This window comes from Glutamicibacter soli (assembly GCF_052322135.1).
Classification (GTDB): Bacteria; Actinomycetota; Actinomycetes; order Actinomycetales; family Micrococcaceae; genus Glutamicibacter; species Glutamicibacter soli.
Genome location: NZ_CM125969.1, coordinates 2,706,556 through 2,732,784 on the forward strand (window position 1 = coordinate 2,706,556; position 26,229 = coordinate 2,732,784).

Below are 26,229 nucleotides of genomic sequence, written 5' to 3' on the forward strand. Positions count from 1 at the left end.
GTTTCTAGGCGTCAAAGTCGACGCTGAGCTTTTCGGTGGTCGGGTGCGACTGGCACGTCAGCACGTAGCCGGCCTCGACCTCGTCAGGCTCCAGCGCGTAGTTCTCCGCCATGGTGACGGTGCCGCTGGTGACCTTGGCGCGGCAGGTGCCGCACACGCCGCCGGCGCAGGCGAACGGAACGTCCGGGCGGACGCGCAGCGCCGCGTTCAGCACGGTCTCGTTGGCGCGTACCGGCGACTTGACCTCGCCCTGCAGGCCGTCGAGGGTGAAGCTGATCTCGTAGCTGTCCTCGTCTTCTTCGACGTTGACCGGGCGGCCGATATGGCCCTGGGGCTTGGTCGGCTCGCCGGTGGAGAACAGCTCGAAGCGGACCTTCTCGGCCGGGATCTCCATGCCGGTCAGCTGGTCGCGGACCAGCTGCACCAGCTCGAACGGTCCGCACAGGAACCATTCGTCGACGCTCGGCGCCTGAACCACGGTCTCAAGCAGCGTGGACAGCTTGTCCGCGTCGATGCGCCCGGAGAGCAGCGGGGAGATGCGCTGTTCGCGGCTGAGCACGTGGTGCAGGGCCAGTCGGGACGGGTAGCGGTCCTTCAGGTCCGCCAACTCCTCCAGGAACATCACGTCCATGGCTGCCTTGTTCGCGTAGATCAGGTCGAAGCGGGTGTTCTCGTTCGCGGCCAGGATGGTGCGGGCGATGGCGAGCACCGGGGTGATGCCCGAGCCTGCGGCCACCGCGACGAAGCGGTCCTGGTCAGCGGTGTCGATCTTGGACGGATCATTGATCTCGGTCAGGCGGTGCTTGGAGATGAACGCGCCGGCAGGGCTCATCACGTCCATCTGGTCGCCTGCGGCCAGGTTTTCGTTGGCCCAGGTGGAGAACAAGCCGCCCAGGTCGCGCTTGATGGCGACCTTGATCTCGCTGCCAGTGGGCTCGGCGCAGATCGAGTAGGAACGGCGCAGCTCGTGCAGCTCGCCTTCCGCGTTTGGGATCTCCTTGCGCAGCGCCACGTACTGGCCCGCCACGTAGTCGTATTCCTCGCTCAGTTCCTCGGGAATCGCGAAGGTGACCTCGATGGAGTCCTTGGTCAGGCGGCGGACGTTGGAGACGGTCAGCCGGTGGAAGGAGGCACGGCGACGAGTTGGTGTGGTTTGGTCGGTCATGAGAGCACCTTGAAGTAGTCGAAGGGTTCCAGGCAGTCTTTGCAGGTGTAGAGCGCCTTGCAGGAAGTTGAGCCGAAGCGCGCCAGCTCGCGGGTGTTCAGCGAATGGCAGCGCGGGCACTTGACGCTCATGCCGAGCGTCACGCGTCCGGCATGGCCCCGCCCGGTGGGCGGGGCGATGCCGTAGGCTTCCAGCTTGGCCTTGCCGCTCTCGGTCATCCAGTCGGTCGACCAGGCGGGGGTGAGCACCAAACGGATGTCGACCTGTTCATGGCCTGCCTCCTGGAAGACCCTGTGCAGGTCCTCGGTGATGACGTCCATGGCCGGGCAGCCCGAATAGGTCGGGGTGATGACCACGTGGACCGCGCCGTCCTCGTCCTGCTGGACTTCACGCAGGATGCCGAGGTCGGCGATGGTCAGCACGGGAATCTCCGGATCCGTGACCTTCGAGGCGATGGCGAACAGATCTTCGGTGTTGGCGATCAGGTTGCTCAAGACTGCTCCCCCTTAGCGGGCGAAAGGGTTGGTGTGGTGGCTACCAGCTTGCACCGGGGTGCTTGCGGGCAAGGACTTGCATTTCAGCCAGGATGAATCCGAGGTGCTCGGAGTGCTCTCCGCCGCGGCCGTTGGCCATGGCCTGGCCAGTCTTCGGGATTTCCAGGCCGGAATCTGCCAGGACGGCGTTGATTTCCTTGTCCCAGGCTTCGCGCAGCGAGGACGGAAGCACTGCAATGCCGTCCAGCTTGCGGTGCAGCTCCAGGTCCTGGAACATCTCGTCGACGTATGGCCAGAGGATTTCCAGCGCGTGGCGCATCTTGGCAGCCGATTCCTCGGTGCCAAGGCCCAGGCGGATGGTCCACTGGATGGCGTGGTCGCGGTGGTAGTCGACTTCCTTGACTGCCTTGGCGCATATCGCGGCCAGGGTCTCGTCGGCGGATTCGGTCAGCTTGGAGTACAGCAGGTGCTGGAAAACCGAGACGATCAGCTGGCGGATGATGGTCACGCCGAAGTGGCCGTTGGGCTGCTCGACGATCCACAGCGAGGTGAAGTCGTCTTCTTCGCGCCAGTAGGCCAGGTCGTCTTCGGTCTTGTCCCAGGCCAGGCCGGCGTAGGTCAGGAACGAACGGGCGTGTCCGAGCACGTCAAGGGCGATGTTGCCCAGGGCGATGTCCTCTTCCAGCTCAGGTGCGCGGGAGATCCAGTGCGACAGGCGCTGGGCCAGGATCAGTGCGTCGTCGCCCAGGGTCAGTGCGTAGCGTGCAACGTCTTCGCTCGGCTTGGCACCGCCCACGGCGATGTCTTCCGGACGCAGCGCGTTGCCCGGGGTGACGCGGGTGGCCGAGGCCAGCGCGTCGCCGAAGCTGTCGAGCTCGGCATCGAGTTCGTCGTGGTTCACAGGTGCTTCACTCCCTCGCTGGCCTTGTAATAGGTCGCGTGGCGGTAGTCCTTGCCCTGCGGGGATTCGAAGAAAGCGTCCTTCTCATCCGGATCGGAGCTGATGATGTCCTCGGACTTCACAACCCACAGAGACACGCCTTCATTGCGGCGGGTGTACAGGTCGCGGGCGTTGCGCACTGCCATCTGGGCGTCCGGAGCGTGCAGCGAACCTGCGTGGACGTGCGAGAGTCCACGGGAGGAACGAACGAATACTTCCCACAGGGGCCAATTGTTCTGTTGGCTCATGTTAGGCAACCTCACTTTGTACTTGCTTGGCGGCGTATGCTGCGGCGGCTTCGCGAACCCAGGCACCCTCGCGGTGGGCTTCGCGGCGGCGCTCCATGCGCTGCGCGTTGACTGGGCCGTTGCCCTTGATTACTGCCATGAACTCATCCCAGTTCAGATCCTTGTGGATCCACTGCTTGGTCTCTTCGTCGTACCGCAGTTCGGGATCCGGCAGGGTCAGTCCGAGGACCTTGACCTGCTCGGCGATCATGCCGACGAAACGCTGGCGCAGTTCGTCATTGGAGAAACGCTTGATGTTCCAGGCCATGGACTGCTTGGAGTTCGGGGACTGCTCGTCCGGTGGGCCGAACATCATCAGCGCAGGCTCGTAGAAGCGGTTGACGGCATCCTGGGCCATCTTCTTCTGAGCTTCGCTGCCGCGGGACAGCGAGAGCAGGATCTCGAAGCCCTGGCGCTGGTGGAAGGACTCTTCCTTGCAGACGCGGACCATGGCGCGGCCGTACGGGCCATAGGATGCGCGGCACAGCGGCACCTGGTTGGCGATGGCCGCACCGTCCACGAGCCAGCCGATGGCGCCCATGTCGGCCCAGGAACGTGCCGGGTAGTTGAAGATCGAGGAGTACTTGGCGCGTCCGGTCAGCAGCTGGTCGTTCAGCTCGTCGCGGTCGGTGCCGAGGGTTTCGGCGGCGGAGTACAGGTACAGTCCGTGCCCTGCCTCGTCCTGGACCTTGGCCATGAGGATCGACTTGCGCTTCAGCGACGGCGCGCGGGTGATCCAGTTGGCCTCAGGCTGCATGCCGATGATCTCGGAGTGCGCGTGCTGGGAAACCTGGCGAGTCAAGGTCTTGCGGTAGGCATCCGGCATCCAGTCGCGTGGCTCAATACGCGAATCCTTGCCGATCAGGGCGTCAAAACGCGCCTGCGACTGCTCTTCTTCGTAGCTTGGGACGGCACTCAGTCCCGGCTCCTGCGGTGTGGTCGGGGCCATGGGTTCACCTCACTGAAAACTATTTACATACTGACCGTTCGTTCAGTATGTCAGAGTGGGTTCGGTCACGTCAACATCACCACCGAAACCGGCATCACGCAAGCACCCCAGGCCAGCCAATCGTCCGCTTAAATGCCCGGGCACCCGAAAGATGCTCTTTCGGGTGCCGGGCTTGACTATCTCCTAGGCGTTCGACATCGACCCGACCGGGGCCGTCCGGCCGAAGACCAGACGGTCCACCGAATAGGAGCCCGGGCCGGCCAAGGCCAGAGCCGCGGCAGCGGCAGCCAAGATGGCCACCAGCTCATATCCTCCGTTGTCGACAAAAATGCCGGCAGGAAGGTGGACCAGGAACAGCGCACCGAGCATATCCAGGGCCAGCAGCCCCGCGGCGACACGGGTCACCACCCCGAGGACCAACGCGATGCCGCCGGCGAGTTCAAGGGTGGCCACGGCGGGAGCCACCATCGAGGCCAGCGGGACGCCCATTTGCTCGAACGAGGCGGTAGCCCCATCGAGGGTGTACTGGAAAAACTTCTGCCAGCCATGGGCGGCCAGGATAATGCCGAGCACGACGCGCAGCATCAGCAGGGCGGCGGAGGTCATCGGCGGGTTGTTTCGGGTGGTCATGTCATTCTCCATCGGCGGATCTTCGGGGATGAGCGGCTTCGCAACAACTCGGGATCAACCCTAGACTTAAAACTTGAAGCTTCAATGATAATTTTCTATGTCGTTCCTGTGGATTGACCCGCACATGGCAAAACCGCCCGGAAATGAACAATTTTTTTGTTCATTTCCGGGCGGCCTGCGGAATAAAGCGTCGAGACTACGGACGCTGCGTCGCTACAGCACCTTGGACAGGAAATCCTGGGTGCGGGCCTGCTGCGGGTTGCCGAAGAGGTCCTCCGGCTTGCCCTGCTCGCAGACCACGCCGTCGGCCATGAAGACCACGCGGTCGGCGACTTCACGGGCGAAGCCCATCTCGTGGGTCACCAGCACCATGGTCATGCCCGAGTCGGCCAACTCCTTGATCACCTGGAGCACCTCCCCGACCATTTCAGGGTCCAGCGCGCTGGTGGCCTCGTCGAAAAGCATGATGCCCGGGGACATGGCCAGCGCGCGGGCGATGGCCACTCGCTGCTTCTGGCCGCCGGAGAGCGAAGCCGGGCGGGCATCTGCCTTCTCCTTCAGCCCCACGCGCTCCAGCAGCTCCAGCGCCTTGGCGCGGGCCTCGGTGCGGTTCATCTTCTTCAGCTCCACCGGGGCCAGCATGATGTTCTCGGCCACCGACATGTGCGGGAAGAGGTTGAAGTGCTGGAAAACCATACCCACGTGGCGGCGAACCTCGTTGATGTCCACCTTCGGGTCGGTCACGTCGAAGCCGTCGACAACCACCGTGCCGGAGGTGATGTCCTCCAGCTTGTTCAGGCAGCGCAGCAGCGTGGACTTGCCCGAGCCCGACGGGCCGATCACGCACAACACCTCGCCCTCGCGGATCTCCAGGTCGATGCCCTGGAGCACGTTGTTGGATCCGAAGGACTTGTGCAGGTCGGTGACCTGGATCTTTACCTGCGAGTTCATCTCGCTTGCGGTGCTCACTTGTTGAACCTCTTATCGGCATAGTTGGCCAGCTTGGTCAGGGCCATGATGGCGACGAAGTAGATGACGCCCACGATCAGCAGGGTCTCGGTGACGCGGAAGTTCGCCGCGTAGATCTGCTGACCCTGGTAGAGCAGTTCGGCGAAGCCGATGGCCAGCAGCAGCGAGGAGTCCTTCAGGCTGATGATCAGCTGGTTGATCAGCGACGGGGTCATCATCTTGAAGGCCTGCGGGATCACGACCTTCTGCATGGACTTGCCGTAGCCCAGGCCCAGCGAGCGGGCGGCTTCCAGCTGTCCCGGATCCACCGACTGGATGCCGCCGCGCACGATCTCGGCCACGTAGGCGCCGGCGTTCAGCGACAGGGTGAGGATGCCGGCGGTCCAGACGCTGATGTCCCATCCGGTCAGCTGCGGCAGGCCGAAGTAGAACATGAACGCCCACAGCAGCAGGGGGGTGCCGCGGAAGATGTTCACGAAGGTGGTGGCGATGCCGCGCAGCACGATGTTGCCGGAGATCTTGAAGAAGCCGAAGATCAGGCCCAGCGCCATGGCGATCGCGAAGGAGATGGCGGTGACGCCCAGCGTATTGCCCAGACCGGTCATCAGCGCGGGGAACGACTTGACCGCCAGGTCGAAGAAGTTGCCAGGAGTGCTGGCGGTGGGGTCGGCCAGGTACTTGTCCAGGATCTTCTGGTATTCGCCGTTGGCCTTCAGCTCGGCCAGGCCGTCGTTGAAGGCGGCCAGCAGCGCGGTGTTCTCGCCCTTGTTTACGGCGAAGCCGTAGGAGCCGCCGGGCACCTTGTCGGTGACGGTCTTCAGGCCGTTGCCCTGCGCGATGCCGTAGGCCAGCACCGGGTAGTCGTCGAAGACGGCGACGGCGGAGCCGGCCTTGACCGACTCGTACATGGTGGCCGACTGGTCAAGGGACTTGACGGTGAAGCCGTATTGCTCGGCAATCGACTTCGCGTAGGTCTCGCCTTCGGAACCGGTCTTGGCGACAACGGTCTTGCCCTTGAGGTCCTCGTAGCCCTTGATGGCCTCGTCGTCCTTGGCCACCGCCATCTGCACGCCGGACTCGAAGTACGGCTCGGAGAAGTCGTAGATCTGCTTGCGTTCGTCGGTGATCGACATGCCGGCGATGACGCCGTCGACCTGGTTGGCGGACAGCGCGGCCAGCGCCGCGCTGAAGCCCAGCGAGCGGACTTCGACCTGGAAGCCCTCGTCCTCGGCGATGGCATGGAGGATGTCCATGTCGATGCCCGTCAGCTCGCCGTTCTGGCGGAACTCGAACGGGGCGAAGGTGGTGTCGGTGCCGATGACGTAGGTCTGGCCTTCGACGCTGTCGGCGCCCTGGGCCATGGACGCCGGGGCTCCGACCACCAGCGCCATCAGACCGATGGCCACGCCGGCGATCCACCGGGCAAGGCGACCTGTCCGGGTCGGTGTGTGTTTATTTTTCACTTATCTCAATCGCTTTCTCATGCTGTAGGGGCGAGTAACCCATGGGGCAGATTGATTCACTCTGCTTGCTAGCCTATGGCCAATGCGCGCATGTCGAAACCTTTTCCGCCCAACCGAGCGCGTCAGCGCACGAGGCCCTGAAGGCTGTCCGCGCTGAGCTTAGCGGCCTGCCAAACAGCGGACCGGTGGGATTGAATAGGTATATGACTCCAGAACCGCTTACCGCCAGCGCGCCGATCGCCGCGAAGAATCCAGTCACCCGCACCTTCCACGGGGACACCTTCACCGATGACTACGAATGGATGCGCGAGAAGACCAGCGAGCAGGTCCTGGACCACCTGAAGGCTGAAAACGCCTACACCGACGCGGTCACTGCCGACCAGGAGCCGCTGCGCCAGGCCATCTTCGACGAGATCAAGGCCCGCACCGTGGAGACCGACCTGTCGGTGCCCACCCGGCGCCGGGGCTGGTGGTACTTCACCCGCTCGGTTGAGGGCAAGCCCTACACCATCCAGTGCCGCGTCGCAGCGGAGCAGACCGGGGACCCGCGAGCCGACTGGACCCCGCCGGTCATCGACCCGGAAACCGCGCTGGAGGCCGAGCAGGTGCTGCTCGACGGCAACCAGCTGGCCGAGGGGCAGAGCTTTTTCGCGCTGGGCGGCATGGCCCTGAACGAGGAAAGCAACCTGCTGGCCTACTGCATCGACACCGCAGGCGACGAGCGCTTCACCCTCTACGTCAAGGACCTGGCCACCGGCCAGCTGCTGCCCGACGTCATCGAGGGCGTGTTCTACGGGTTGGCGTTCTCCCCCGATTCCTCGACGGTCTTCTACGTCGTGGTGGACGAGACCTGGCGCCCGCACCAGATCAAGGCCCACGTGCTGGGCACCGATCCCGCCACGGACACCGTCCTCTACCAGGAAGACGACCCGGGCATGTGGCTGGGCTTCGATTTGAGCACCGATCGGACCAAGCTGCTGATCTCCAGCGGCAACTCCGAATACTCGGAGACCAGCGTGCTGGATCTAACTGATCCGGCGGCCCAGGTCCGGCTGCTGGTGCCGCGCTCGCTGCGCCTGCTGCACGGGGTGGACCTGCTGCCCGGGACCGACGGCGCGGCAGTCATCACCCACGATTTCCAGGCGCCGAACAACATGGTGTCGCTGGCCGGACTCGACCAGCTCGGCGAGCAGACCGAGCCCGCGCAGTGGCGCACGGTCATCGAGCACCAGCAGACCGTGAAGATCGAGGGCACCGTGCTGACCGGCACGCACCTGGTGCTCTCGGTGCGCCGCGACACCTGCGAGCGCGTCCAGCTCATCGCCCTGGACGGGCTGGGCACCGCCGCGCAGCAGGCGGCCTTGGAGCCGGCCTTCGAGGACGAGCTGTTCACCGCCTCCCCGACCTTCGCCTCGCTGGAAGCTCCGCTGATTCGCATCGGCTACACCGCGGACTTCACCCCCGCCCGCGTGTACGACCTGTGGCTCGAGGACCAGTCGCTGGTGCTGCGCAAGCAGACCCCGGTGAACAACTACGACGCCGCGGACTACCTGTCCACCCGCGAATGGGCCGTGGCGGCCGACGGCACGCGCATCCCGCTGACCATCATGCGCCGCGCGGACCTGGACACCTCGGTGCCCAACCCGGTGCTCATCTACGGCTACGGCTCCTACGAGGCGTCCATGGATCCGGGCTTCGGCATCCCGCGGCTGAGCGTGCTGGACCGCGGTGTCGTGTTCGTCATCGCCCATGTGCGCGGCGGCGGCGAGCTGGGCCGCGACTGGTACCTGCAGGGCAAGAAGCTGCACAAGAAGAACACCTTCACCGATTTCATCGACGCCACCAAGTACCTGCTGGACTCCGGGTGGGCCGACCCGCAGCGCCTGGTGGCGCTGGGCGGTTCGGCCGGCGGCCTGCTGATGGGCGCCATCGCGAACATGGCCCCGCAGCTGTACACCGCGATCGTGGCGCAGGTGCCGTTCGTGGACGCGCTGACCTCGATCCTGGATCCCGAGCTGCCGCTGTCCGCGCTGGAATGGGAGGAATGGGGCAACCCGATCGAGGACAAGGAAGTCTACGACTACATGAAGTCCTACTCCCCCTACGAGAACGTCACCGCGCAGTCCTACCCGAAGATCGCGGCGGTCACCTCGCTGAACGACACGCGTGTGCTCTACGTGGAGCCGGCCAAGTGGGTGGCCAAGCTGCGCGAGCTGAACACCGGAGAGCAGCCGATCGTGCTGAAGACCGAGATGGAAGGCGGCCACGGCGGCGCCTCGGGCCGCTACGAGTCGTGGAAGTCCCGCGCCTGGGACTACGCATTCATCTTGGACGCGCTGGGCTGCCGCGAGATCGTGAAGTAGACACCCACCACCGGAAAGACTGCCATGCGCCACATCCAGATCTCCGAGTACCGCCAGGATCCCGCCGTGCGCGAGCTGCTGGCGCTGGCCGCCGACCCGGTGGACGAGCCGGCCCTGCAGGAACTGATCGATGACTGCCGGCAGCTGCAGGTCCTGGCAGCCTTCGGCGCGGACGGCGGCCCGGTGGCGCTGGCAGCCTACCGGCTGGGCGACGAATACAGCCTGTGCATCGAGTACCTCGCCGTGCTCGGGACGCACCAGCGCCGGGGCCTGGCCTCGGCACTGGTGAGCCGGCTGCAGGAACTGCACGGCCGCTGCATCTGGGCCACCACCGACGCGGATGCGGTGGACTTCTACCGCGCGCTGGGCTTCCTCATCAGCGACAGCGCTGCGGATCCACGCTGGCCTGCGGCGCGCAGGCACCTGTGCACGCTGCCCTACGCTCCGCTGCTCGGCCTCCAGCCGACCTCGGACCCGTGCTACGAGGATGTCGATGGCGCACCCTCGCGCGGACTCATCGAGCTGGCCCCGGCGGATCCGCGCTGGCCTGGGGACTTCGAGAAGATCCGCGCGGCGCTGTCCGCAGCGCTGGGGTCCAGCGCCCTGGCCATCGAGCACACCGGCTCCACCTCGGTGCCGGGATTGCCGGCCAAGCCGCTGATCGACGTGGCCCTGCTGGTTCCCGATGCCGATGATGAAGGGCGGTACGTCCCGCAGCTGCGCGCGGCGGGCATGGTCTTCTGGCACCGGGAACCTGGCTGGTACAAGCACCGCATGTTCAAGCCCGGGGCCGGCACCGGGCTAGCGGCCGGCAACATCCATGTCTTCAGTCCCGGCAGCCCGGAGTTCCTGCGTATGGTCCTCTTCCGCGACCACCTGCGCGGCCACCGCGCGGACCGCGAGGCCTACGCCGCGGCCAAACGCGAGGCGGCCAGCCAGCTGGCGGCGACGCACGGGGCACAGGGGCTGGTGATGGACTACAACCGGATCAAGGAGCCTTTCATCCTTGACCTCCACCGACGGATTTTCGGCAGCTAAGACTTTTCCCCGCGATAGCCAGCCATTCGCAGACGATTCACCACTAGAACTTGACTTGCCTCACATTTTGTTATTACCTAATGATCGTTCGGTAAATAATTCGGCGAAGGAAGTCCATGAGCGAAACACAGGTCGAGAAACCTCTTCCGCACGCAATTCTCGAGAATGACTATGCCACGCAGTGGATGGGCATCGAGGTTGTCGAGGTCTCCGACGGCAAGGCCGTCATCACCATGGAGCTGAAACGGGAGATGCTCAACGGCTTCGGCATCGCCCACGGCGGAATGATCTTCGCCCTTGCCGATACCGCTTTCGCACTGAGCTGCAACCCTCCCGAGGGGTCGGAGGACACGATCACAGTCGCCTCCGGAGTGGACATCAATTTCCTCAAGCCGGGCATCCCCGGACGCTTGTTGACCGCATCAGCACGCCGGGTCTCCCAGCAGGGCCGCAGCGGACTCTACGACATCACCGTCACTCAGCCGGGCCGCGACGGAGCCACCGAAACGGTGGCCGAGTTCCGCGGGCGCTCACGAACCGTCCCAAAGCCCAAGAGCCGCTAGACCTTTCCGCCACCACCACACGAAAGTACGAGCATGTCACAGAATATCGATCGCGACAGCCTGCCGAATCCGCTGGATGCAGAAGAGACCATGAGCCGTGATCAGATCGAATCGATCCAGCTCACCCGCCTGAAGGAAACCCTGCACCTGGCCTACGACAAGGTGCCGTACTACAAGGAAAAGTACGACGCAGCCGGTGTGCACCCGAACGACCTGAAGGAACTGGATGATCTGAAGATCTTCCCGTTCACCGAGAAGGAAGACCTGCGCAAGACCTACCCGTTCGGCATGTTCGCCGTACCGCAGCACGAGGTCGCCCGCATCCACGCTTCCTCGGGCACCACAGGCCGCGCCACCGTGGTCGGCTACACCCAGCAGGACCTGGACGACTGGGCCAAGCTCGGTGCCCGCTGCCTGCGCCTGTCCGGCGTCAAGCCGGGCTGGAAGGTGCATAACGCCTACGGCTACGGCCTGTTCACCGGTGGCATGGGCGCCCACGCCGCGGCCGAGCGCCTGGGCACCACCGTGATCCCGATGTCCGGCGGCCAAACCGAGAAGCAGATCACCCTGATCAAGGACTTCGCCCCGGATGCCATCCTGTGCACCCCGACCTACCTGCTGACCATTGGCGACGCCATGCAGCGCCAGGGCCTCGACCCGCGCGACACCTCGCTGAAGGTCGCCGTGCTCGGCGCCGAGCCGTGGACCGAGGAAATGCGCCACGAGCTGGAAGAGATGTTCGGCATCGACGCCTGCGACATCTACGGCCTGTCCGAGGTCATGGGCCCAGGCGTGGCCGGCGAATCACGCGAGCGCAAGGACGGCAGCCACATCTGGGAGGACCATTTCCGCCCGGAGATCCTGGACGCCTACGACCCGACGAAGGTGCTGCCGGACGGCGAGCACGGCGAGCTGGTCTTCACCTCGCTGACCAAGCAGGCGCTGCCAATCATCCGCTACCGCACCCACGACCTGACCCGTCTGATGCCGGGCACCGCGCGTCCGGGCCACCGCCGCATGGGCCGCATCACCGGCCGCAGCGACGACATGATCATCCTGCGCGGCGTGAACCTGTTCCCGAGCCAGATCGAGGAACTGATCTTGAAGGTGCCGGCCCTCTCCGCGCATTTCCAGCTCGTGCTCACCCGTCCTGACCGCATGGACCAGCTGGCCGTCAAGGTCGAGCGCCGTTCGGATGCCTCGGCCGAGGACGCGGCCGACGCCGCCAAGACCCTGGCCAAGCTGATCAAGATCCATGTGGGTTCCTCCTGCGCCATCGACGTGGTGGATCCGGAGACTCTTGAACGCTCCATGGGCAAGCTCAAGCGCATTTACGACCTGCGCAACAGCTAGCCGTCACGGAGACGTGAAATAATCGAGGAATTATGCAGACAACCCCAGCAGTGACCCCACCGGTCAAACGCGGCCGTCCCGGTTACGACCAGGAAACCGTGCTCCAGACCGCCGTCGAGGCGTTCAACGAGTACGGCTACGATGCAACCTCGATGGGCAAGCTCGCCGACCGGCTGGGCATCAGCAAGTCGGCGATCTACCACCACGTCCCCTCCAAGGAGGATCTGCTGCGCCTGGCGCTGGACGAGGCGCTGATCCCGCTGGAATCCATGATCGAGCAGGTGCACGGGCATGAGGGAAACGCCGACGAGCGCCTGGAATTCTTCCTGCGCTCCACGGTGCGCATCCTGATCGCCAAGCGTTCCTACGTGACCTTGCTGCTGCGCCTGCGCGGGAACACGGAGCTTGAGCGCGCCGCGCTGCAGCGCCGACGCCAGATGGACCGCGAACTCTCGCAGTTGGTGACCTTGGCGCAGCGCGAGGGTCAGCTGCGCGAGGACCTGGAGCCTCGCGCCACCGCCCGCCTGCTGTTCGGCATGATCAACTCGGTGGTGGATTGGTACCGCCTGGACGGCGTGATCGATGCGGTGACCTTGGAGAACCAGGCGATTTCGCTGCTGTTCAATGGCCTGCATGCGCTGCCCGAGGACCAGACCTCCTGAACCCCGGCGCTATCGGCCCCGGTTCTCCCTGCGGGGCGGGCCGGGGCCTTTGCCGTGCATCGAGGTGCACCGGGTTCCTGCGGACCGGACTGGCTGCCGCGCTTGTGTTCCTCACAGGATTCACAGCTAGCATCGTAGGGGTGCGTTTTGCTCCCGCGCAGCCGTATACAACTCAACACAAAGAAGCATCGTGGAATCAATTATTGATAGTCTCTTCCAGCTGTCCTTGAGCACCAGCTCTGGCGTGCAGATCCTGCTGTTCGCGATCAGCGCCCTGTTCGTGGTCATCGCCGCGTTGCTGCTGGCGCACCGCAACGACCTGGGCTGGTGGGCCCTGATCATGGCGGTATTCTCCGGACCGATCATCAGCGCCATGAAGTACGACCTGTACGCGCTGTTCTACGGCGTCCCGCTGCTTCTGCTGGCGATCTTCGGACTGTGGCGCTTCTCCCGATTCGAGCTCAAGGGCAAGTTCATCCGCATGGTGACCCGCACCCAGCTCACCGTGACCTCAGTGGTCGGCCTGCTGGCCGGCATCATCCTGCTGGTGGCCCTGCACTTCAACGTCTTCCTGTTCAACGGCAGCTACCTGAGCGCCACCCCGGAAGTCTGGGCCATGTACGTTTCCGACGCAGTGATCTTCGCGTCCTTCGTGCTGATCGCCCGCGGCGTGCGCAGTGGCTGGCTGCTGCTGGCCGCCGGCGCGATCTCCTATGTCGTGGTGTATTTCCTGGTCAGCCCGATGCTGGGCATGTTGGGCCTGTACGTGTTCACCGCCCTGGCGGCACTGTACGGCTGGTATCAGTGGCGCGCGCTGCCCCAGGCCTCGCAGCCGGTACCGACCCAGGAAGAGATCGCCCTGGAAGCAGCCGCCAAGGCCGCCTTGGACAAGCTGAACTCCGCAGACGACAAGTAAATACTTCCCGGAACAACACCACGCCGGCCTTCGAGAATTCTCGAAGGCCGGCGTGGTGTTTATGGCGCTACCGCGGAGCGGGGCTCAGCCCTGCCAGTTGGCGTAGGTGGAATCGGTCTTCTCCACCAGGGTCAGCACGTCGTAGGTGGCCACGATCTCGTCGTTCTGGTTGTGCAGCACGGCGTCCCAGGCGACCTCTCCGTACTCGTCGGTCACGCGTGGGGTGATCTTCTTGGCGGTCAGGGTCACGCGGATCGAGTCCCCGGCACCGACCGGGGTGATGAAGCGCAGGCTCTCCAAGCCGTAGTTGGCCAGCACGGGTCCCGGAGCGGGCTCCACGAACAGCCCCGCGGCCCAGGAGACCAGCAAGTAGCCGTGCGCCACGATGCCCGAGAAGAACGGGTTGGCTTCGGCGGCCTTCGCGTCGGTGTGCGCGTAGAAGGTATCGCCGGTTTCATTCGCGAACGCGGTGATTTCCTCGAGGCTCACCTCGCGCAGGTCTGAAACGAAGCCGTCGCCGATCTTCAGCTCGGCCAGCGACTTGCGGAACGGGTGCACGTTCGAGGCCTGGCCGCCGAACTTCTCGCAGCCGGCCAGCGACTGGGCCGCGCCGGTGTGCCACACGCCGGTCAGGGCAGTGAGCATGTTCGGGGAGCCCTGCACCGCGGTGCGCTGCATGTGGTGCTTGACCGAGCGCACGCCGCCCAGTTCCTCGCCGCCGCCGGCGCGGCCCGGGCCGCCGTGGACCAGGTGCGGCACCGGCGAGCCGTGGCCCGTGGTGCTGCGCGCGGTTTCGCGGTTCAGGATGTGCACGCGGCCGTGGTGGCCTGCAATGCCCAGCGAGAGCTGGCGCATGGCTTCGGCGTCATTGGTGCAGACGGTGGCGACCAGCGAGCCGGCGCCCAGCGCGGCCAGGGCCACAGCCTCGTCCACGGTGTCGTAGCCGACCACGGAGCTGACCGGGCCGAAGGCTTCGCGGGAGTGCAGGATCGGGTTGCGGGCGTCCTCCCAGCGCAGCACCATCGGGGCCATGAAGGCGCCCTGCTCGGCCACTGCGTCGGTGTCCGGAGCCACGCGGACCTTTGGCGCGTCCAGCGCGCCGTAGGCCAGCTCGCCGCCGGCGGCCAGCATATCCTCGACCGCGGCGCGCACGTCGCGCAGCTGGTCAAGGGAGGCCAGCGCGCCCATGGTCACGCCTTCGACGCGCGGGTCGCCGACGACCACGCGCTCGTCGATGCGCTTGCCGATGGCTGCGATGACCGCGTCCACCTGGCCGGCCGGAACGATGTTACGGCGGATGGCGGTGCACTTCTGGCCAGCCTTGGTAGTCATCTCGTTGACGACGACCTTGATGAAGGCGTCGAACTCCGGGGTGCCTTCCACTGCGTCAGGGCCAAGGATGGCGGCGTTCAGCGAGTCGGTCTCGGCGCTGAAGCGCACGCCGCCGTCGATGACGTTCGGATGGGCCTTCAGCTTGCTGGCGGTGGCCGCCGAGCCGGTGAACGCGAACATGTCGCGGTAGTCCAGGTGGTCCATCAGGTCGCGGGCCGAGCCGGAGAGCAGCTGCAGCGAGCCGTCCGGCAGCAGGCCGGAGTCGAGCATCAGGCGCACCACCGCTTCGGTCAGGTAGCCGGTCGGGGTGGCGGGCTTGACGATGGTCGGCACGCCGGCGATGAAGGCCGGGGCGAACTTCTCCAGCATGCCCCAGACCGGGAAGTTGAAGGCGTTGACCTGGACCACGACACCGGTCAGCGCGGTGTAGATGTGGGTTCCCAGGAACGAGCCGTCCTTGCTCAGCGGCTCGGTCGGGCCGTCGAGGATGACGTTGGAGTTGGGCAGTTCGCGGCGGCCCTTGCCGGAGAAGGTGAACAGCACGCCGATGCCGCCATCGATGTCCACCATGGAGTCGATTTTGGTGGCGCCGGTCTTGTAGGAGATCTCGTAGAGGTCCTTGCGGTGCTCGTTGAGGTAGAGCGCCAGCTCCTTGAGCTTCAACGCGCGCTCGTGCAGCGAGAGCTTGGCCAGCTCGCGCTGGCCGGTGGTGCGGCCGTAGGCTACGGCACCGGCAACATCAAGGCGTTCCTTGGTGACGGTGGCGAGCAGCTCACCGGTGTTGGCATCGAGTACTTCGGTGCCTCCCTCGGCTACTGGGGTCTGCCATTGACCGGCAATGAAACTTGGGACTACACCAATCTGGGCTGTCGTCATCGACGCAATTCCTTCCTGAACGGTCGGTCAGTATTAGTGTTAACCATAACAGCAATGACGTGATCGACGACACCCGTAAAGGACCGCAAAAATGACCGACATGCAGCACCAGGCCCGGAACCTCGAACCATGGACGATTGAGCTGGGCGAATTGGACCACAAGATGGGTGTGCGCATCATCGAGGAATCCGTGGACAAGGTGGTGGCCACCATGCCGGTGGAGGGCAACACCCAGTCGTTCGGCCTGCTGCACGGCGGCGCCTCGCTGGCAGTGGGTGAAGCGGTGGGCTCCTGGGCCGCCGTGAAATTCGCCTCGACCTTCGGCAAGGTCGTGGTGGGAGTCGACGTCAACGCGACGCACCACCGCTCGGCCACCGAAGGGCTGGTCACCATCACGGCCACGCCGATCAAGCTGGGCCGGCGCATGACCAGCCACGAAGTGCTCATCACCGACGAGCAGCAGCGCCGCATCTGCACCCTGCGCATCACCAACCTGGTGGTGGATAAGCCCAAGCACTAGTCTCCTGCGCTCGGTTTACGCCGAGACAAGGAAAGAACGGCTGGCTGCTCCGGGAAACGGAATCCCACGAACAAGCGGGCTCGCCATCGGCGGGCCCGCTTTCAGATGAAATCCGCGTGGAGTCCCAACACCTCAAGTTTTCCGAAGAGCAACAAGATCACCTAGGAATGGCGCGGAATATTTCCGCGGAGACTCTGGATTTCATCCCTTCTGCAAACCGCGGTGGAAACTACCCATCCACAACTCGGTCGAGGTGCTCGGGCAAGCGAATTTGGGAAAGCTCAATGACTGACTCGGACGTCTTGCGACCCAATCGGCGATCAAGCGCAACCTTAAGCTTGGCTGCTTCGATTTCCTCGCCCAGCACCCTGAAGACTTCTTCGGCGTTATTGGGGTCGTAAGTCCGCGCCCTAGGTGCGGTTGCCGGCTCCGACATGTTTTCCTCCTTTCACTCTTGGTCCCCATTGTCCCGCTCGGTTGATTTCTGGTCTACAGTTTCTTCCGACGCGGGATCCCCACCCCCGAGAAAACCAAACCTATTGGCATCCTGCAAAAGTAGCTGAATCTTGGATTCAACCAAACCCGTGTTGCCACCCTTCCAAACGGCATCAAGCAATATCTTGTCTGAATCGCTGGTAAGGGGACTGTCTACAAGTTGCTCCAGTACTTCCTTCCCGAACTTTTTCATCGAAGGGTCCCGAGATGTGCTGGCTTCCAGCGCCCATTGGGTTCGCCGCCACCATTCGGAGCGGGACTCATTGGCATTGGACGAGGCGAGAACTTTTCGTTGATGCGCAAGATTCAGCAAAGCAACCACCGCAACTACGGCCGCAGCAAGGAATGCGGCCCACGGAGCCAAGGCTTGCACGACAGTCCAGAAATTCGGCCCACCCGGTTCAAGTGCTTCCAAAGCGTCCACGCCTCTGTCAGCGATATCTCTCCAGAATGCCTCGTCGTCTTGGCCCAGAGACACGACCAGATCATCACCGCCGCGCGGGATTGAGTCACCAATGCCCATTTCCCGTGCTCCTTTTCTTTACGATCATCCGCCGGTCAGCGAAGCTGATGGATCGAAATAGTGCCATTGATCGTGCTGGATCAAGGCCATGGGTGCCACGTTCCTATGCGGAGGCCCAAACTCCCAGCTCGTTTCCGGAAGGATCGGTGAAATGCAGCCGGCGGCCTCCGGGGAACGGATAGGCAGGCTGGTCGATCCAGCCTCCGGCGGCCTCGATGGCGCGCGCCGTGGCGTCCAGGTTTTCGGAATACAGCAGCACGAAGGGCCCGCCGACGGGCCGCGGCTTGTCGGCCAACAGCAGTCCCCCGGACTCCTCCGCAGTAGCTTCCGGCATGAGGATGCCGGCGTACTGGTCGCCGTAGTCGACGAACTTCCAGCCGAAGGCGGCCGCGTAGAAGTCCTTGGCCGCCTGCAGATCGGTGACGGTCAGTTCAACATAGTTCAAGGCATGATGCCGCAGCTTTCCATCCATGCACCGAGCCTACAGTTCGATTGCGGCCCTGTCATGGGTTTTCGCGACGTGCCAGCTGCCGCAATGCAGCCAAGCTGCTTTCGCCCACGCCCTGCCCGCGCAAGTAGTCCTCGGCATAGCCGAGCCAGTCGAGGAACTTCTCCAGTTCGGCGGCGCGGCCGCGGATGATCGAGTCCAGCTCGCCGTCCGCCTGGTGGGACTCATAGGGGTGCTTGCGCGGCGAGACCCGATGCCATTCGTTGATGCCGCGCACCGCCGCTTCGTCGTGGGCCAGGATCTCGTCGCGCCGCCCGGCCAAATCCAGCAGCAGCGTTGCCACAAGTCCGGAGCGGTCCCGTCCGGCGGAACAGTGGATCACCGCGCCGCTGCGCGTTGCGGCCAGGTTCTCGAAGACCGAGGCCAGATGCCCGCCGAATTCCTCGCAGACCAGCCGGAACATTCCGGTGTGGTTCATGTACGGCACCGCGATCGCCTCGAAGCGCTTGTTGCCCGGGGATTCCAGCGGGAGGTTGAACAGGTCGATGCCCTGCATGCTCAACTCATCCACCACCGGGTCGTGCTCGCGGCGGCTGATCTCCCCCGGGTTGCGCAGGTCGATCACCCGGTCGATGCCGTCCGCCTGCAGCTGCCGCCAGCCTTGGGCGGTGAGCCATTCGTGGCGGCCCATGCGGTAGAAGACTCCGCAGACGTGGCGGGCATTGATCGCGCCGTCCCAGTGGACGTCCATCGACTGCTTGCGGTACTCGGGGGCATGGCTCATTAGTCCATTGCAACACATTCGCCATCTGCTGTAGGGTATTAGTCATTGGCAAATGCCAATGAGTCTATCTAAGGAGGGGTACCGATGAATGTCCGTGACCTTGCTATGCCATCTCCCCTTCTCACCAAGGACTCATTGTGTCTCATTACCCCGGCGGCAACACCGCCTTTTCTCCCCTAGCGCGCAACGGCTATGACGAGGCCGACACCCAGCTGAAAACCCGCCGCGGCCAGCCGACCTGGGACGAAACCACCCAGGACGATCTAATCGAGGGCCAGCGCTACTCCACCTGGCCGTCCATCGAAAAGGGCTGTCGCGGACCGCAGCCCTACCCTTCGTGGCTCATCGAGGACGCCGCGGCCTTGGATACCGAGCTCGGAATCCTCAAAACCGGCAAGGAAGGCGATGTCTTCCTCGTGGAGCGGGCCACCGAAACACGCAGCACGTTGCTGGCGGCCAAACGCTACCGCGGCCGGGAGCACCTGCAGTTCAGCCGTTCGCAGGCCTACAGCGAGGGCCGCTCCGCCCGGCGCTCGCGCGATAACCGCGCGGTGAAAAACAACTCCAGCTACGGCCGCGAGGTGGCGGCCCTGCAGTGGGCGAGCGCCGAGTGGTCCTATCTGCGGCGCTGCCACGAAGCGGGGATCCCGGTCCCCTATCCCGTGCAGATCGACGGCACTGAAATCCTCATGGAATTCATTGCGGAACCGGAGATCCCCCGGGCCGCCGCGCCCCGGCTGCAGCAGATCTCCCGCAACGATCCTCGGCTTCCGGCCCTCTGGGACCAGCTGGCCGACGCCATGGAGAAGTTCGCCGCGCTGGGCATCGCGCACGGCGACCTGTCGGCCTACAACCTGCTGGTTGCGGGCGCCCGGCTGGTGGTCATCGATGTGCCGCAATGCGTGGATCTGGCCGGCAACGTGCAGGGCCTGGATTACCTGCACCGCGACTGCGTCAACATGTGCGACTGGTTTACCGCCAAGGGCCTGCCGCGCGACGCCGAGGCGCTGTTCACCTCGCTGCTGGCCAGCATGTTCGCTTAGCCCCAGACGGACGGCAGCCCGCTGACCCGGGATCCTCCGGGTCGGCGGGCTGTCGTCGTTTGCGGTCTGCTCAGCTGCGGGCTACTTGGCCCACATCGGCAGCACCTCGCGCTTCCAAGTGGCGTTGGTGACGACGGCGCAGGAACCGTACGCGGCCAGTGCCGCGGTGACCAGGCCCAGCCAGCCGCCGAGCTCGTGGATCAGCTGGTTGCCGGTGAACGCGCCGATGGTCAGCGCGACGAAGGCGGTGCACAGCACGGTGAACACGGTAACCAGGACCCCATTGGTTTTCAGCGAGGCGATGGTCATGTAGATGGTGAAGAGGGTCCAGCCCAGCAGGTAGACGCCCATGCCGACGGATCCCACGGCGGCGGCGATTTCAGGGTTGCTCTCGATCCACCAGAAGCCCATCCAGAACATTCCGTAGGAGGTGAAGGCGGTGGCCCCGAAGACGTTGCCCTTGAAGAATTCAATGACGCCGGCAATGATCTGTGCAATGCCGCCGTAGAAGAACGCCAGCGCCAGGACCGCGAAACCGGCCTCGGGAATCAGCCCGGCATTGGCCAGGCTCAGCACGAAGGTGGTCATGGCGAAGGCGCCCAGGCCGAGGGCCGCCGGATCGGCAATAGCGGTCTTGGCGGCTGGCTGTTCGCGCAGCGGCAACTCCAGGTCCGGGCGGGTCAGGGTTGCAGTCATGGGGCACACTCCGATGTGTAGTTGTACGGAATAATCGTCGGGCGGTGACCTGCGTCACCAACTCTCCTGCAGGTATCCTAGGGAGGCAGTGAGACGCGTCACTACCATCTAAAGGAGGTAGCAGTTGACCACCGATTCCTTGCCCCAGGTGGCCCTGCTGGAGCGTACTCTGAACACCCTGGCCGCCCGCACCGGCTTCCCCGTGGCCTTCGGCGGCTTCGCGGAATCCGGCGGCACGGTGCTGACAAGTTTCGCCGGCACCCGCACCGGCGCGTTGCGCGGATTGGTGATCCAGCCCGGACAGGGGCTGGGCGGGCTTGCCCTGGCCCGCCGGGAGCTGACGGCCACCGGGGCTTACCACCAGTCCCCCGACATCATCCACAGCTACGACCGGGAGATCGGCGTGGAAGGGATCATCACCCTGCTGGCGATCCCCGTGGTGGTCGACAACCAGGTGCGCGCATTGATCTACGCCGGGCTGCGCGACCGTTCCCAGCTCACGGATGAAACGCTGGCCGCCGCGGCCGGCGAGGCGCGGCGCCTGGCCTGGGAACTGTCGGTCCACGAGGAGACCGAACGTCGTCTGGCGGTGCTGTCCGCCTCGGAGGTCCACGCCACCCACGCCTCGGATCTGGCGTTGAGCCAGGAGGACCTGACAGTGCTGTACACCGAGCTGCGCGACATCGCCCGGCTGATCGAGGATCCGGAATTGGCGCAGCGATTGAGCACCGCGGGATCCATGCTGCGCGCCGGGCAGCCGCGCGAGGTCGCCGGTTCACGCGGCGCGGGCCCGCTGTCGCCCCGGGAGCTGGATGTCCTCACCCACTTGGCGCTGGGCAAGCGCAACGCGCTGATCGGTGCGCACCTTGACCTGGCCGAGAGCACGGTCAAGAGCTATATCGCCTCGGCGATGCGCAAGCTGGAGGCAGCCAACCGCTTCGATTTGGTGCTGCGGGCCCGAAGCCGCGGCCTGATTCCCTGAAACGCGCGCCGGATATGCGAAAAGGGCCGCTTGCGCAGCCCTTTCCATCGGTTGTCGTGCTCTTGGGTTCCTACCAGGTGTAGAAGCCCTGTCCGGTCTTGCGGCCCAGCTTGCCCTCGGCCACCAGGTCCTTGAGGATCTGCGGCGGAGCGAAGCGGTCGCCAAGGGTTTCGTGAAGGTATTCGGCAATGCCCAGGCGCACATCCAAGCCCACGATGTCGGTGGTCTTCAGCGGGCCAGTCGGGTGCTTGTAACCCAGCACCATCGCGTTGTCGATGTCCTCGGCGCTGGCCACGCCCTCTTCGACCATGCGCATGGCTTCCAGCGCGATGGCCACGCCCAGGCGAGAGGAGGCGAAGCCCGGGGCGTCGTTGACCACCACTGCGGTCTTGCCCAGCGCGGAGACCCAGCCGCGCGAGGCGTCAACCAGCTGCGGGTTGGTCTGCTTGCCGATGACGACCTCGATCAGCGTGGACGCCGGGACCGGGTTGAAGAAGTGCAGGCCCAGGAAGTTCTGCGGGCGCGCCAGTTTCTCGGCCATGCCGGACACGGACAGCGAGGAGGTGTTGGAGGCCAGCACGGCGTCCTGGGACAGCTCGGCTTCCACCGCCTGCAGCGAGGAGATCTTCAGGTCCCAGATTTCCGGGACGGCTTCGATGACCAGCTGTGCCGAGGCGAAGTCGGCGTAGTTGGTGCTCACGGCGAAGCGCGCCAGCAGCTGCTCGCGGGTTTCGCTGACCGCGCCGCGGGCGATGGATTTGTCCACGGACTCCACCACGCGCTCGTAGGCGCCCTTGGCGGATTCCTCGTCGCGCTCAACCACGGTCACGGCGCTGCCGCTGACCAAAAAGCCGTGGGCGATGCCGGCGCCCATGCGCCCGCCGCCGAGCACGCCCATGGTGGCAGGCAGGGCGCCGTCGATAAAGTTTGTCGCTTCACTCATGCTTACTTCTTCTTTCGGTCTAGGAATGCCTGCATGCGGTCGAACTTGGCCTGGGACTCGAAGAGCATGCCCTGGGCCAGGTTGTCGATGATCGGGTGCACCTCGCGCGGGGTGTGGAAGACCGACTTGCTGATGCGCACTGCCAGCGGGTCCTGCGCGGCGATGCGGTCGGCCAGCGCGTCGGCGGCGGCGTCCAGCTCGGCGGCCGGGTGCAGCTCGGTGATCAGCTGGACTTCCAGGCACTGCGCTCCGGTGAGCACCTTGCCGGCCAGCAGGATCTCCTTGGCCAGCGGCTCGCCGACCAGTTCCTTCAGGCGCCAGGTCGCGCCGGCGGCGGCCATGATGCCCAAGTTGGTTTCAGGGTTGCCCATGCGCAGATCCTCGGTGCCGATGCGGAAGTCTGCCGCGTAGGCCAGTTCCGCGCCGCCGCCCAGGGCGAAGCCGTCAAGCGCGGCCACCACGGGCATCGGCAGCTTGGCGATGCGGTCGAAGATGCCGGAGTTGATGCCTGCCAGCGCGTCGTCGCGGCGGCGCTCGCGCAGCTGCGCGATGTCGGCGCCGGAGGCGAAGATCCCCTTGGAGCCGCGCGGTTTTTCCTCGGTCGGCGCGGTGCCGGGGGTGCCGGCCAGGATCATGATCTTCGGGGTGCGCTCAAGGTAGGCGCAGACCGCGTGCAGTTCGTCGACCATGACCTGGTCGATCGCGTTGCGGACCTCGGGGCGGTGCAGGCGCACCCACACGCGGTCATCGGTCTCGGTGATCTGCAAGGTGGTGAAGTCTTCGGGAGTCAGGCTCATGTAGTTAGACGCCCTCCACCAGCAGGGCGGTGCCCTGGCCGACTCCCACGCACATGGTGGCCACGCCGAGCTTGCGCTGCGCTCCGGCCAGTTCGCGCTCCATGCGGCCCAGCAGGGTGATCACGATGCGCGAGCCCGAGGAGCCCAGCGGGTGGCCCAGGGCGATGGCGCCGCCGTCGCGGTTCACGATGGACGGGTCCACGCCCAGCTCGTTCATGCTGGCCAGCGACTGGCTGGCGAAGGCCTCGTTGATCTCCATGGCGCCGATGTCCGAGATGGACAGGCCCGCGCGGGAAAGCACCTTGTTGGTGGCCGGGACCGGGCCCATGCCCATGATCTCCTGTGCCAGGCCGGCGGCCTGGCCGTCGACGATGCGGGCGCGCGGGGTCAGCCCGTACTTCTGGATGGCACGTTCGGAAACCACCAGGATGGCCGAAGCGCCGTCGTTCAGGGTCGAGGCATTGCCGGCGGTGACCACCGAGCCGCCCTTGACGACCGGGCGCAGACCGGCCAGCACCTCGGCGGTGGTGCCCGGTCGCGGGCCCTCGTCGGTGTCGACGATCGTGTCGCTCTTGCGGCCCTTGACGGTCACCGGGACGATCTCGTCCTTGAAGCGTCCGGCCTCGATGGCGGCGATGGACTTGGCGTGCGATTCCACCGCGAACTGGTCGGCGTCCTCGCGGGAGATGTTGTAGACGCGGGCGACTTCCTCGGCCGTCTCCGGCATGGAGTAGGTGGCCTTGCCGTCGCGGGAAAGCTCCCCGGACAGGAAGGCGGGGTTGGTGAAGCGCCAGCCGATGGAGGTGTCGAAGGTGGCGCCCGGCTTGGCGAAGGCCTTGGCAGGCTTCTCCATGACCCATGGGGCGCGGGACATGGATTCCACGCCGCCGGCTACCACGATGTCCGCGGCGCCGGACTTGACCATGTGGCTTGCCATGGTGATGGCGCTCATGCCCGAGGCGCATAGGCGGTTCACGGTGATGCCCGGAACCGTGTTCGGCAGGCCGGCCAGCAGCCATGCCATGCGGGCCACGTTGCGGTTTTCTTCGCCGGCGCCGTTGGCGTTGCCGAAGATGACTTCGTCAACCAGCTCCGGATCGATGCCTGCGTCGTCGATGACGCGGCGGATCGTCAACGCCGCCAGGTCGTCCGGACGCACGCTGCTCAGCGCTCCGCCGTACCGTCCAACTGGGGTACGTGCTCCGCCTACGAGAAATGCCTCGGCCATGATTGCTCCTTGCGACAAAAAGTAGTGATGCTCAGCACTCTAACTTACCGACCATTCGTTCAATAATACAAGCTCGGCTCGACACAAACTCTACGTGAAACCCCCGGCTGTTTAGGAGCTCCGTCTGTTGATCACGTGATACCCGATCGAATATGTCCGTGGGGAGTTCCAATGAATTCCATATCAAACGTTGAATTTCGATTGATGACGGCGTAGCCTCGGTCACTTGACCGACTCCGGGCCTGCCCGGATCGTGGACCGTAACCGGGACGGCAAAGTTTTCCATTGCCAGCCCGGGCATCCGGTCGACGGAAAGCTGAGACGCATCGGAGCAGTTGTGCAACCGGAAAACAGCCAACCACAAGACAATTCGAATACCGCCTCCTTCTCCCCGGACCTGACCCAGGACATCGGCCCGGACATGTCCACCGTGGAAGGCCGGCAGGAAGTCCGCAAGGCCACCGCCGCCTCGGCCATGGGCAACATGACCGAATGGTTCGACTACGGCGTCTACGCGGTCGCCGTCACTTATATCACCGCCCATTTCTTCCCCACCGAGGGCGGCACCGTGATGGCGCTGGCCACCTTCGCCCTGTCCTTCCTGGTTCGCCCCTTGGGCGGATTCGTCTGGGGCCCGCTGGGCGACAAGCTCGGACGCAAGAAGATCCTGGCCCTGACGATCCTCATGATGTCCGGCGCGACATTCCTGATCGGCGTGCTGCCGACCTATCAAATGGTCGGCGTGCTGGCCCCGGTGCTGCTGGTGCTGCTGCGCATGATCCAGGGCTTCTCCACCGGCGGCGAATACGGCGGCGCGGCGACCTTCATGGCCGAATACGCCCCTGACCGCAAACGCGGATTCTTCGGCTCCTTCCTTGAATTCGGCACCCTGGGCGGTTTCGCGCTGGGTACCGCGGTCATGCTGTTCCTGCAGCTGGGCCTTGGCGAGGAAGCCATGATGGCCTACGGGTGGCGCATCCCGTTCTTCCTGGCGCTTCCCATGGGCCTGATCGGCCTGTACCTGCGAAGCAAGCTGGAGGACACCCCGGTCTTCCAGGAGCTGGAGGAATCCGGCGAAAATCAGCAGGGCGGCTCGCTGAAGGAACTGCTCACCACCTACTGGCGCCCCATCCTGACCATGGGCGGACTGGTCATCGCGCTGAACGTCGTGAACTACACGTTGCTCAGCTACATGCCGACCTACCTGGAAACCCAGCTGGGCCTGGATTCCACCGCTTCGCTGGCGACCATCCTGATCGGCGAGGTGGCCATGATGGCAGTCATCCCCTTCGCCGGATCGCTCTCTGACAAGATCGGGCGAAAACCCATGTGGTACACCTCGGTGATCGGATTGTTCGTCCTGGCGCTGCCGATGTTCTGGCTCATGGGCCAGTCCTTCGCCTGGGCCATCGTGGGCTTCGCGGTGCTGGGCCTGCTCTACATCCCGCAGCTGGCCACCATCACCGCGACGTTCCCGGCGATGTTCCCCTCGCATGTGCGCTTCGCCGGCTTCGCCATCACCTATAACGTGGCCACCGCGATCTTCGGCGGCACCGCGGCCATGGTCAACGAGGCGGCCATCAACTCCACCGGCTTCCTGCTGTTCCCCGCCGTGTACATGATGGCCTCCTGCGTGATCGGCGTGATCGCCGTCAAGTTCATGCCGGAGACCGCCGGTGCCTCGCTGCGCGGCACCGAGATCCCCGATGCCCACGACACCGGCATCCTGGCCACGGTCCCTCCGGCGGCACGCAGCTCGCGCTCCTAGCG

Annotated in this window: 27 protein-coding genes; 10 read left to right on the forward strand and 17 right to left on the reverse strand. The window is 65.0% G+C overall.

Annotation, left to right across the window (positions count from 1 at the left end; all coding sequences use genetic code 11):
- Positions 1-4: 4 nt before the first annotated feature.
- The 8 genes from paaE to ACTX90_RS12880 form a co-directional block, all read right to left on the reverse strand.
- Positions 5-1,165 carry a 1,2-phenylacetyl-CoA epoxidase subunit PaaE gene (gene paaE, locus ACTX90_RS12845; protein WP_047119786.1) on the reverse strand — a complete coding sequence of 387 codons (1,161 nt, stop codon included), beginning with the start codon at positions 1,163-1,165 and terminating at the stop codon, positions 5-7.
- Positions 1,162-1,659 (reverse strand): 1,2-phenylacetyl-CoA epoxidase subunit PaaD, encoded by a 498-nt coding sequence (gene paaD / locus ACTX90_RS12850; RefSeq protein WP_047119787.1) that lies wholly within the window; start codon positions 1,657-1,659, stop codon positions 1,162-1,164. Before paaD ends, paaE begins: the two co-directional genes overlap by 4 nt.
- A gap of 40 nt (positions 1,660-1,699) precedes the next feature.
- Positions 1,700-2,560 (reverse strand): 1,2-phenylacetyl-CoA epoxidase subunit PaaC, encoded by an 861-nt coding sequence (paaC, locus tag ACTX90_RS12855; protein WP_047119788.1) that lies wholly within the window; start codon positions 2,558-2,560, stop codon positions 1,700-1,702.
- Positions 2,557-2,847, reverse strand: a complete 291-nt coding sequence (gene paaB, locus ACTX90_RS12860) for a 1,2-phenylacetyl-CoA epoxidase subunit PaaB (protein ID WP_047119789.1) — start codon at positions 2,845-2,847, stop codon at positions 2,557-2,559. Before paaB ends, paaC begins: the two co-directional genes overlap by 4 nt.
- A gap of 1 nt (position 2,848) precedes the next feature.
- Positions 2,849-3,835 (reverse strand): 1,2-phenylacetyl-CoA epoxidase subunit PaaA, encoded by a 987-nt coding sequence (gene paaA, locus ACTX90_RS12865; RefSeq protein WP_047119790.1) that lies wholly within the window; start codon positions 3,833-3,835, stop codon positions 2,849-2,851.
- 183 nt (positions 3,836-4,018) lie between these two features.
- Positions 4,019-4,465, reverse strand: a complete 447-nt coding sequence (locus tag ACTX90_RS12870; RefSeq protein ID WP_082344811.1) for a DoxX family protein — start codon at positions 4,463-4,465, stop codon at positions 4,019-4,021.
- Positions 4,466-4,678: 213 nt separating this feature from the next.
- The gene (locus ACTX90_RS12875) at positions 4,679-5,416 is read right to left on the reverse strand and encodes an amino acid ABC transporter ATP-binding protein (protein WP_047120861.1); all 738 of its coding nucleotides are present in this window, start codon (positions 5,414-5,416) and stop codon (positions 4,679-4,681) included.
- 14 nt (positions 5,417-5,430) lie between these two features.
- Positions 5,431-6,825: an amino acid ABC transporter substrate-binding protein/permease gene (locus tag ACTX90_RS12880; protein WP_082124069.1), complete on the reverse strand. Its 1,395-nt coding sequence runs from the start codon at positions 6,823-6,825 to the stop codon at positions 5,431-5,433.
- Positions 6,826-7,100: 275 nt separating this feature from the next.
- On the opposite strand from ACTX90_RS12880, the gene ACTX90_RS12885 reads away from it, so the two are divergent.
- The 6 genes from ACTX90_RS12885 to ACTX90_RS12910 all read left to right on the forward strand — a co-directional run bounded on the left by ACTX90_RS12885 (position 7,101) and on the right by ACTX90_RS12910 (position 13,792).
- Entirely contained in the window at positions 7,101-9,260 is a 2,160-nt protein-coding gene (locus tag ACTX90_RS12885) for a S9 family peptidase (RefSeq protein WP_424678139.1), read from the forward strand.
- A gap of 24 nt (positions 9,261-9,284) precedes the next feature.
- Positions 9,285-10,298: a GNAT family N-acetyltransferase gene (locus ACTX90_RS12890; RefSeq protein ID WP_443442201.1), complete on the forward strand. Its 1,014-nt coding sequence runs from the start codon at positions 9,285-9,287 to the stop codon at positions 10,296-10,298.
- A gap of 116 nt (positions 10,299-10,414) precedes the next feature.
- Positions 10,415-10,861 (forward strand): hydroxyphenylacetyl-CoA thioesterase PaaI, encoded by a 447-nt coding sequence (gene paaI, locus ACTX90_RS12895; RefSeq protein ID WP_047119792.1) that lies wholly within the window; start codon positions 10,415-10,417, stop codon positions 10,859-10,861.
- A gap of 33 nt (positions 10,862-10,894) precedes the next feature.
- Positions 10,895-12,214 carry a phenylacetate--CoA ligase family protein gene (locus ACTX90_RS12900; protein ID WP_053798573.1) on the forward strand — a complete coding sequence of 440 codons (1,320 nt, stop codon included), beginning with the start codon at positions 10,895-10,897 and terminating at the stop codon, positions 12,212-12,214.
- A gap of 32 nt (positions 12,215-12,246) precedes the next feature.
- Positions 12,247-12,876, forward strand: coding sequence for a TetR/AcrR family transcriptional regulator (locus ACTX90_RS12905; RefSeq protein WP_047119794.1), 630 nt, complete (start codon positions 12,247-12,249; stop codon positions 12,874-12,876).
- Between the two features lie 226 nt (positions 12,877-13,102).
- Complete coding sequence (locus ACTX90_RS12910) at positions 13,103-13,792, forward strand: nicotinamide mononucleotide transporter (RefSeq protein WP_047119795.1); 690 nt, start codon at positions 13,103-13,105, stop codon at positions 13,790-13,792.
- A gap of 84 nt (positions 13,793-13,876) precedes the next feature.
- Here ACTX90_RS12910 and paaZ read toward each other — a convergent pair whose 3' ends face one another.
- Positions 13,877-16,000, reverse strand: coding sequence for a phenylacetic acid degradation bifunctional protein PaaZ (paaZ, locus tag ACTX90_RS12915; protein WP_443442202.1), 2,124 nt, complete (start codon positions 15,998-16,000; stop codon positions 13,877-13,879).
- A 91-nt stretch (positions 16,001-16,091) separates the two neighbouring features.
- Here paaZ and ACTX90_RS12920 point away from each other — a divergent pair, with 91 nt between their 5' ends.
- Positions 16,092-16,520 (forward strand): hotdog fold thioesterase, encoded by a 429-nt coding sequence (locus ACTX90_RS12920; RefSeq protein ID WP_047119797.1) that lies wholly within the window; start codon positions 16,092-16,094, stop codon positions 16,518-16,520.
- A gap of 229 nt (positions 16,521-16,749) precedes the next feature.
- Here the strand turns inward: ACTX90_RS12920 and ACTX90_RS12925 are convergent, their stop codons facing one another.
- The 4 genes from ACTX90_RS12925 to ACTX90_RS12940 all read right to left on the reverse strand — a co-directional run bounded on the left by ACTX90_RS12925 (position 16,750) and on the right by ACTX90_RS12940 (position 18,770).
- Complete coding sequence (locus ACTX90_RS12925; protein ID WP_443442203.1) at positions 16,750-16,956, reverse strand: hypothetical protein; 207 nt, start codon at positions 16,954-16,956, stop codon at positions 16,750-16,752.
- 12 nt (positions 16,957-16,968) lie between these two features.
- The gene (locus ACTX90_RS12930) at positions 16,969-17,538 is read right to left on the reverse strand and encodes a hypothetical protein (protein WP_120989107.1); all 570 of its coding nucleotides are present in this window, start codon (positions 17,536-17,538) and stop codon (positions 16,969-16,971) included.
- Positions 17,539-17,641: 103 nt separating this feature from the next.
- A complete protein-coding gene (locus ACTX90_RS12935) occupies positions 17,642-18,010 on the reverse strand; it encodes a VOC family protein (RefSeq protein ID WP_047119800.1) in 369 nt (122 codons plus the stop codon).
- 31 nt (positions 18,011-18,041) lie between these two features.
- Positions 18,042-18,770, reverse strand: coding sequence for a tyrosine-protein phosphatase (locus tag ACTX90_RS12940; RefSeq protein ID WP_443442204.1), 729 nt, complete (start codon positions 18,768-18,770; stop codon positions 18,042-18,044).
- A 137-nt stretch (positions 18,771-18,907) separates the two neighbouring features.
- Between ACTX90_RS12940 and ACTX90_RS12945 the strand changes: the two genes are divergently transcribed.
- Complete coding sequence (locus ACTX90_RS12945) at positions 18,908-19,813, forward strand: serine protein kinase RIO (protein ID WP_443442205.1); 906 nt, start codon at positions 18,908-18,910, stop codon at positions 19,811-19,813.
- A gap of 81 nt (positions 19,814-19,894) precedes the next feature.
- Here ACTX90_RS12945 and ACTX90_RS12950 read toward each other — a convergent pair whose 3' ends face one another.
- Entirely contained in the window at positions 19,895-20,509 is a 615-nt protein-coding gene (locus tag ACTX90_RS12950; RefSeq protein ID WP_047119801.1) for an acetate uptake transporter, read from the reverse strand.
- Between the two features lie 124 nt (positions 20,510-20,633).
- Between ACTX90_RS12950 and ACTX90_RS12955 the strand changes: the two genes are divergently transcribed.
- A complete protein-coding gene (locus tag ACTX90_RS12955; RefSeq protein WP_443442206.1) occupies positions 20,634-21,491 on the forward strand; it encodes a helix-turn-helix transcriptional regulator in 858 nt (285 codons plus the stop codon).
- Positions 21,492-21,561: 70 nt separating this feature from the next.
- Here ACTX90_RS12955 and ACTX90_RS12960 read toward each other — a convergent pair whose 3' ends face one another.
- The 3 genes from ACTX90_RS12960 to ACTX90_RS12970 are packed head-to-tail and all read right to left on the reverse strand — an operon-like array spanning position 21,562 to position 24,459.
- A complete protein-coding gene (locus ACTX90_RS12960; protein WP_047119802.1) occupies positions 21,562-22,434 on the reverse strand; it encodes a 3-hydroxyacyl-CoA dehydrogenase family protein in 873 nt (290 codons plus the stop codon).
- Positions 22,435-22,436: 2 nt separating this feature from the next.
- A complete protein-coding gene (locus ACTX90_RS12965) occupies positions 22,437-23,231 on the reverse strand; it encodes an enoyl-CoA hydratase/isomerase family protein (protein ID WP_047119803.1) in 795 nt (264 codons plus the stop codon).
- A 4-nt stretch (positions 23,232-23,235) separates the two neighbouring features.
- Positions 23,236-24,459 (reverse strand): thiolase family protein, encoded by a 1,224-nt coding sequence (locus ACTX90_RS12970; RefSeq protein ID WP_047119804.1) that lies wholly within the window; start codon positions 24,457-24,459, stop codon positions 23,236-23,238.
- 337 nt (positions 24,460-24,796) lie between these two features.
- Between ACTX90_RS12970 and ACTX90_RS12975 the strand changes: the two genes are divergently transcribed.
- Positions 24,797-26,227: an MFS transporter gene (locus ACTX90_RS12975; protein WP_424678146.1), complete on the forward strand. Its 1,431-nt coding sequence runs from the start codon at positions 24,797-24,799 to the stop codon at positions 26,225-26,227.
- Positions 26,228-26,229 lie beyond the last annotated feature (2 nt).